Origin of the sequence: Streptomyces sp. NPDC014864 (assembly GCF_043081525.1) — a bacterium.
GTDB lineage: Bacteria > Actinomycetota > Actinomycetes > Streptomycetales > Streptomycetaceae > Streptomyces.
In genome coordinates, this window is the sequence record NZ_JBIBWT010000046.1 from 1 (window position 1) to 6,081 (window position 6,081).

Consider the following 6,081-nt stretch of genomic DNA (forward strand, 5'->3'; position numbering starts at 1 on the left):
TCGAGAATCCGGCCTCGTCCTCGATGACGAGCCAGGCCCCGAGCGCCGCCACGGTCCTTCCACGCTCGGCCAGGTCTCCTTCACCCAGCCGGCCAGTCCAGGGGCGTGACGCTCCGAGTGCTCACCCGGCCGCGAACCAGATCGAGCCACTCTCGCGGGCGCCGGATTCCGGGCCGGCCCGGAGAGTTCAAGAATCCTTTCTCCCAGCATCACCCCAGGTCAGAGCCCCCCAGTTCGCGGGTGACTGCTAGCCGCAGGACGGGCCCGGGATGACCGGATCACGGTGCTGGTGTCCGCGGATTGTCAGTGGCGTGGGCGAGGGTCCGTCCGCAGAGCACAGCCACACCACACCGAAGGAGACGGGTGCTGCCGACCGTCATGCAATCCGCCGCCCGGGCGACCGTCCCGCCGCCTTCCCCGTACGTGTGAATCGAACGAAGCGAGAGGAGCCGCCCACGCAGACGGCGCTTGCCGTCCGCGTCCCGGCGTCGAACCTTCACTCGACTCGTCGCCCGCGGCTGCCCGTAGCGGCCCTGTGATCAGGTCCGTTGTCCGGGTGCTCTACCCCGTTGCCGAACCTAGGAGAAACCGTGAATCCCGTCCGCATGGTCACCCTTCACCCTGCTCTTGAGAACCCTCCTGCTGCGGCCGCCGAGGCCCTCGCGCACCGGCGGCCCGTCGATGCCCGCCGCGTCCTATTCGCCGCAGCATCACGACCGTCATCGGGGTGGGGGGCATGACCAACCCGACCACTCCACCCCCCGCCCTGCTCGCGTGGGCCAGCCGGGCACTCGACGCCCGTCCCGCCGTCAAGGACGTCAGCCATCCGCGCGAGAACTCCCGCGTCTGGCGGCTCGACCTGCCCAGGGCGCGCCGCTTCTACCTGAAAATCTCCCCCAAGGCCGTGATGTACGAGCGCGAGACGCTCGCGCTCCGAAGTGCCGCACCGGCCCTCGGCGCCGGCGGTGCGCCGCAGCTGCGCGCCTCGAACGCGGAGCATCTGGCACTGCTGCTGACCGCCGTCCCAGGACGGCCGCTCAAGCAGCTGAAGCTCTCGCCCGTGGAGGAAGCCCGCGCGCACCGATGCGGCGGCGCCCTGCTGGCTCGCCTCCACGCGGCCGGTGATCTGTCCGGTCCTCGACGGGCCGAGGCAGCGCAGGCTCTGCAGGCCGCGGCCCAGGGTGCCGAGGGGCACCTGGCGGCGGCCGGGGACCGGCTGACGGCGCCGGAGCAGAAGCTCGTGCGCCAGCTGGCCGAGGAGCTGCGGGCCCTGCCGCCGCTGCCGCTCGCGTACATCCACGGCGACGCGCGGGACCGCAACCTCATGTGGTCGACCACCCGGCAGCAGGCCGGATGGATCGACTTCGAGCGCTCACGGGCCGCGACCGCCGTGCAGGACTTCGTGCTGATGGCCTGCTCCACCTGGACCGATCGGCCGACCTGCGGGCCGCGTGCCTTAAGGGCTACGGCCGCAACCTCACCGTCGGGGAGCAGCACGCCTTGAAATGCCTCGCGGCGATCGACGCGGTGAGCTGCCTGGTCTGGGGACCAAAGCTCGACGACCCCCACCTCACCGCACGCGGACGGCGCACCCTGGACCGGCTGATGGCGGGGGTGTTCGCATGACCGCACCGCACAACCGGACCGACTCCCCGGCCGTCGACGCAGCACACACGGGCGGCGCGGCGTCGTCCCTCCCAGCCGCACGGACGGGCACTCCGCAGCCCTCCGCGCCGCCCGAGCTCGACTACAACGGGCGCAAACACCGGCGGGCGATGGACGGCGCCACCTTGTGGGAGATGGCCCGCCGCATCCCCGCGGCCCTGATCCAGACGGCCCGCCTGGCCTGGAGCGTCGACCGGCGCATGGCCCTGACGATCGTCGTGTGCCAACTGCTGTCCGGCATCGGCACGGCCGTGATGCTCACCGCCGTCGCGAAGGCCCTGCCGCAGCTGATGGTCGACGACCCCCGCCAGGGCCTGGCCCATGCGTGGCCGGCGCTGACCGTCGCCGTCGTCGCGATGGCCACCGGCGCGTCCATGTGGATCCTCGCGGACTGGGCGACCCGGCGCCTGAATCCGCAGATCGCCTCCGCCGCGGACCTGCAGCTCGTAGATCTCCACATGCGGGCCGAACTCGCCGCCTACGACGCGGAAGGGTTCTGCGACCGGAGCCAGGCGGCGGAGATCGGCGCGCTGCGCGCCGTCGACCTCGCCGACGATGCCAAGACCCTCACCAACGGACTCGTCCAGCTCGCCTCCGCGGCCGTGGTACTCACCACCTTGCACCCGCTGCTGCTCGGTGTGCTGCTGCTGTCCGTCGTCCCCCGCGGCCTCGGCGGCGTGATCGCCGCCCGGGTCGACTACCGCGTCCACGACCAGACCATTTCCGCCCGCAATGTCCGCGGCATGATGCGCTGGTGGCTGACGACGGCCGAGCTCGCCGACGAGCTGCGGGCCAACACCATGCGCGGCTACCTGCACTTTTGGTACCGGTCCATGTGTGACCGGGTCGAGTTGAGGGAGGTCGCCGGGGCGCGCCCGTATCTGCGGATCACGCTGCTGGCCGCCTCGCTCGGCGGCCTGTTCACCCTCGGCATGTGGGCCTCGCTCGCCGGCCTGGTCCTCGCCGGGGCCATGACGACCGCGATCGCAGGCACCGCAGTCGTCGCCTCCCAGACCGCCGGCCGCGCCCTGAACTCGATCATCCGCTACTCGACGGTCATGTTCCACCACGGGCTCTACCTCTCCGACTACTACGAGTTCATCGACGAGGTCCGCGCCATGACCACAGCCCGCGGCACCGCGCGGGCCAAGCCCCCGCAGCAGATCCGCCTGGAAGGCGCCTCCTACACCTACCCGAGCAAGGAGGCCGCGGCCGTCCAGCCGATCACCCTCACCCTGAACCGCGGCGAAGTCGTCGCCCTCGTCGGGGAGAACGGCGCCGGCAAGTCCACGCTGATCCGCATGATCACCGGACTGACCGTCCCGACCGAGGGCAAGGTCCTGTGGGACAGCACCGACCTGGCCGGCGCCGACGCGGAGTCGGTGTGGCGGCACGTGGGCCTGGTGCCGCAGAAGAACGGGCACTGGCCGCTCGCCGCCCGGGAGAACATCACCCTGGGCCAGCCCCGCGAGCACGGCGACGAGCGGATCTGGGACGCGGCCGAACGGGTCGGCATGACCAAGGCCCTGCGTGATCTCCCCAAGGAACTGGAGACGCTGCTCGCCCGGTCGGTGTGGGGCGGCCACGAGCTGTCCGGAGGGCAGTGGCAGAGGCTGGCCTGCGCGCGAGCGATGTACAGGGAGCCGGCCGTACTCGTCCTGGACGAGCCGACCAGTGAGATGGACGCCCGAGGAGAGCACCAGATCTTCAGGGAGCTGCGGGCCATGGCCTCGGACCGGATCACCGTGGTGGTCACCCACCGCCTCGACAACGTGAGGATGGCCGACCGAGTGATCGTCCTCGACCAGGGAACCGTCCGGGAGCAAGGCTCCTTCGACGAACTCGTCGCGACCGAGGGGAGTTTGCTCGGCGAGCTGTACGCCCTCGCCCAGGACCGCTGACCCGCGGCCCCCAGCAGAGGTCCACGCGGGGCCGTGCAGCCAGCGCGGCCCCGCCACTCCCCCCGACGCCAAGGAGCGCCATGCACAGCACCGAGCCCGAAGCCGTCAACGCCCGCGCCTGGACCACGTACGGCACCCACCATCTGCAACGAGGCACCGACATCCCGGAAGTCGACCGCATCTCCTGGGGATTCTGGCCGACTGGCCCCGGCGCCGAAGTCCTCGGCGACCTGACCGGCCTGCGCGTCCTGGACCTGTGCTCCGGCCTGGGCAAACACGCCGCCCACCTGGTGCGCGAGCACGGAGCCACGGTCGACGCCGTCGAAGCATCCGCCAGCCAGCACGCACGCGCCCTCGCCCGCTACGGCGACCTCCCGGGTCTCACCCTCAACCACGCCGACGCCGTGGACCACCTGCACCAGGCCGAGCCCTACGACGTGATCTACTCCATCCACGGCTTCGGCTACATCGACCCCCATCGCCTGCTGCCCGCCCTCAGGCTGGCCCTGAAGCCCGGCGGGCGCCTCACCTTCTCCGTCTTGCACACCAACTCCCACGGCCACGGGCCCTCTTCGAGCGTCACGCCGCGCGCGGAGATCCTGCCGCTCGCCGGCGGCCACGACCCGAGCGTCGAGATGTGGGTGCCCACCCCAAAGCTGTGGGAGGACCTCTGCGTCGATAACGGCCTCCTCATCGACGGGATCGACGCACTCGACGCCCCCGAGGACGACAATCCGGTCTCCGTCCGCCTCTACCGCGCGCACAGCCGCACCTCCGCCAGCAGCCGGCCGCGCACGACCCGCCCGCCGGAGCCCAACGCCGCGCTCGGGGTCGGCGCGATCCTGCACGGACCCCGCGGACTCCTGCTGGGAGTCCACCGCCGCGGGACCACCGAGCTCCCGGGCGGGACCGTGGAGCCCGGCGAATCCCTGGAACACGCGGTCATCCGTGAGCTCTACGAAGAGACCGGTTGCCGTGCCCGCGAGGAGGACGTCGTCCTGCTCGGCGTGCTCGTGGACCAGGTCGGCCCCGTCGTTCGCACGACGGTGCCCGCGGTCGTGACCCAGTGGGAAGGTGATCCGGCAACGCAGCCGAACGGGAGCGTAGGCGACTGGCTCTGGCACCCTCTCGACCGGCTCCCAAATGGTCTCTTCATCGCCAGCGCCCAGTGCCTTACCGCCTGGCGGCCAAAACTCGCGATCAACCACCCGGTGGCCACCTTCTACCCGTTCGCCAGCCCTGCCAGATCAGCGTCTGATTGCTGTACTGAGTCGCTCGGTGCCAAGGGCGGTGAGCCACGATGAACGTGGGAAGCGAAGAGAGCCGACTCGTGGTCATCCGGGGAAACTCAGCGTCGGGGAAGTCCTCCGTGGCAGCCGGCCTTCGCGACCGGTGCGGTCGCGGTCTCGCCCGCGTGGGGCAGGACAACCTCCGGCGGGTCGTACTGCGCGAGCGGGATCGGCCCGGTGCTTCCAACATCGGGCTGATCGACACGGTCGCCCGCTACGCCCTTGATGCCGGGTACCACGTGGTTGTCGAGGGGATCCTGTACGCCGACGGCTACGGGGAAATGTTGGAGACCCTCGCCAGTGAGCACCGTGGCATCTCCCGCCACTACTACCTGGATGTCCCGTTCCCTGAGACGCTTGTTCGGCATGCAGCGAAGCAAGATGCGGAGTACCTCGCGCACGTAACCGAGCGGGAACTCAGGGACTGGTATCGCGAACTCGATCTACTCTCCGGTGGGGTGGAGACCGTGATCCCTGCGGCCAGCTCGTTGAACGAAACGGTCGACCACGTCATGCGAGCCACGGGCCTTGACCGTCTCCCTCCGCGAGACCTTGACCCCTCGTGTCCGCTGGCCTCCTAGGGTCCGAGGCGCAGCCGAGGAGCGTCGATGGGACGCGCGCACGCCTCAGTTCGTCCCGCCGCCTCCGCAAGCACTCCCGGCCAGAACCAGGGCGGCCACCGTCGCCGTCAGCCGCACATCCGTCAGTAAGCGTGTGCGGTGCACCCGCCGCCCCTCCCGTTACGTGACCGGACCCCAGAGCATAAGCGACCCGTCGAATACGCGCTGTTCAGCGGCACATGGGAGTAAGCCTGCTGCTGCCGCCGCGGCCGTCAGCCGCCCAGCAGCCGTGCCTGCGCCCGGGCTTCGCACCGCCGACCACGTGCTGCACGCCAAGGTGAGCAGGCGCTGTCGCCGAGGTGGCGGGCGAGGGGGAGGACACCAGCCCCGCGTGCGTTGCGTTCGTCCGCGACGCCCGCCGTGCGGCATCACCGGTGTCACCGGCGGCCAACCCAGAGTGCCCGCGCCCACCGGCTCAGGGCGGGCACGCTGGTACTCAACGCCGTGCGCTCCTCCACACCCCGACAGCCGCCCACCCCAGCCCGATAGCAAGCCGCAGATCGAAGGGGTCCCTAGGACCTGTCTGACAAATGATCTTGGCTCGGTTCGCGGAGCCAGAGGATGAGTGCTGCGAGGTGGAGTCCGGCCCGGTAGCGAGCGGCGAGT

General features: G+C 70.7%; 5 protein-coding genes. All 5 read left to right on the plus strand.

The features are described 5' to 3' along the window. Positions 1-736: 736 nt before the first annotated feature. The 5 genes from ACF1A5_RS33725 (at position 737) to ACF1A5_RS33745 (ending at position 5,436) form a co-directional block, all read left to right on the plus strand. Positions 737-1,504 (plus strand): aminoglycoside phosphotransferase family protein, encoded by a 768-nt coding sequence (locus ACF1A5_RS33725; protein WP_392196656.1) that lies wholly within the window; start codon positions 737-739, stop codon positions 1,502-1,504. After that, positions 1,501-1,626 (plus strand): hypothetical protein, encoded by a 126-nt coding sequence (locus tag ACF1A5_RS33730; protein WP_355992847.1) that lies wholly within the window; start codon positions 1,501-1,503, stop codon positions 1,624-1,626. The genes ACF1A5_RS33725 and ACF1A5_RS33730 overlap by 4 nt, the downstream gene beginning before the upstream one ends. Continuing rightward, a complete protein-coding gene (locus ACF1A5_RS33735; RefSeq protein ID WP_392196657.1) occupies positions 1,623-3,566 on the plus strand; it encodes an ATP-binding cassette domain-containing protein in 1,944 nt (647 codons plus the stop codon). The genes ACF1A5_RS33730 and ACF1A5_RS33735 overlap by 4 nt, the downstream gene beginning before the upstream one ends. 80 nt (positions 3,567-3,646) lie before the next feature. Continuing rightward, on the plus strand, positions 3,647-4,870 hold the full coding sequence (locus ACF1A5_RS33740; RefSeq protein WP_392196658.1) for an NUDIX domain-containing protein: 1,224 nt from the start codon (positions 3,647-3,649) through the stop codon (positions 4,868-4,870). Next, positions 4,867-5,436: an AAA family ATPase gene (locus ACF1A5_RS33745; RefSeq protein ID WP_392196659.1), complete on the plus strand. Its 570-nt coding sequence runs from the start codon at positions 4,867-4,869 to the stop codon at positions 5,434-5,436. The genes ACF1A5_RS33740 and ACF1A5_RS33745 overlap by 4 nt, the downstream gene beginning before the upstream one ends. Positions 5,437-6,081 lie beyond the last annotated feature (645 nt).

What these genes read in the sequence shown, in the direction of transcription:
- ACF1A5_RS33725 (WP_392196656.1), top strand. Translation starts at nt 737, where the DNA reads ATGACCAACCCGACCACTCCACCCCCCGCCCTGCTCGCGTGGGCCAGC.
- ACF1A5_RS33735 (WP_392196657.1), top strand. Translation starts at nt 1,623, where the DNA reads ATGACCGCACCGCACAACCGGACCGACTCCCCGGCCGTCGACGCAGCA.
- ACF1A5_RS33740 (WP_392196658.1), top strand. Translation starts at nt 3,647, where the DNA reads ATGCACAGCACCGAGCCCGAAGCCGTCAACGCCCGCGCCTGGACCACG.
- ACF1A5_RS33745 (WP_392196659.1), top strand. Translation starts at nt 4,867, where the DNA reads ATGAACGTGGGAAGCGAAGAGAGCCGACTCGTGGTCATCCGGGGAAAC.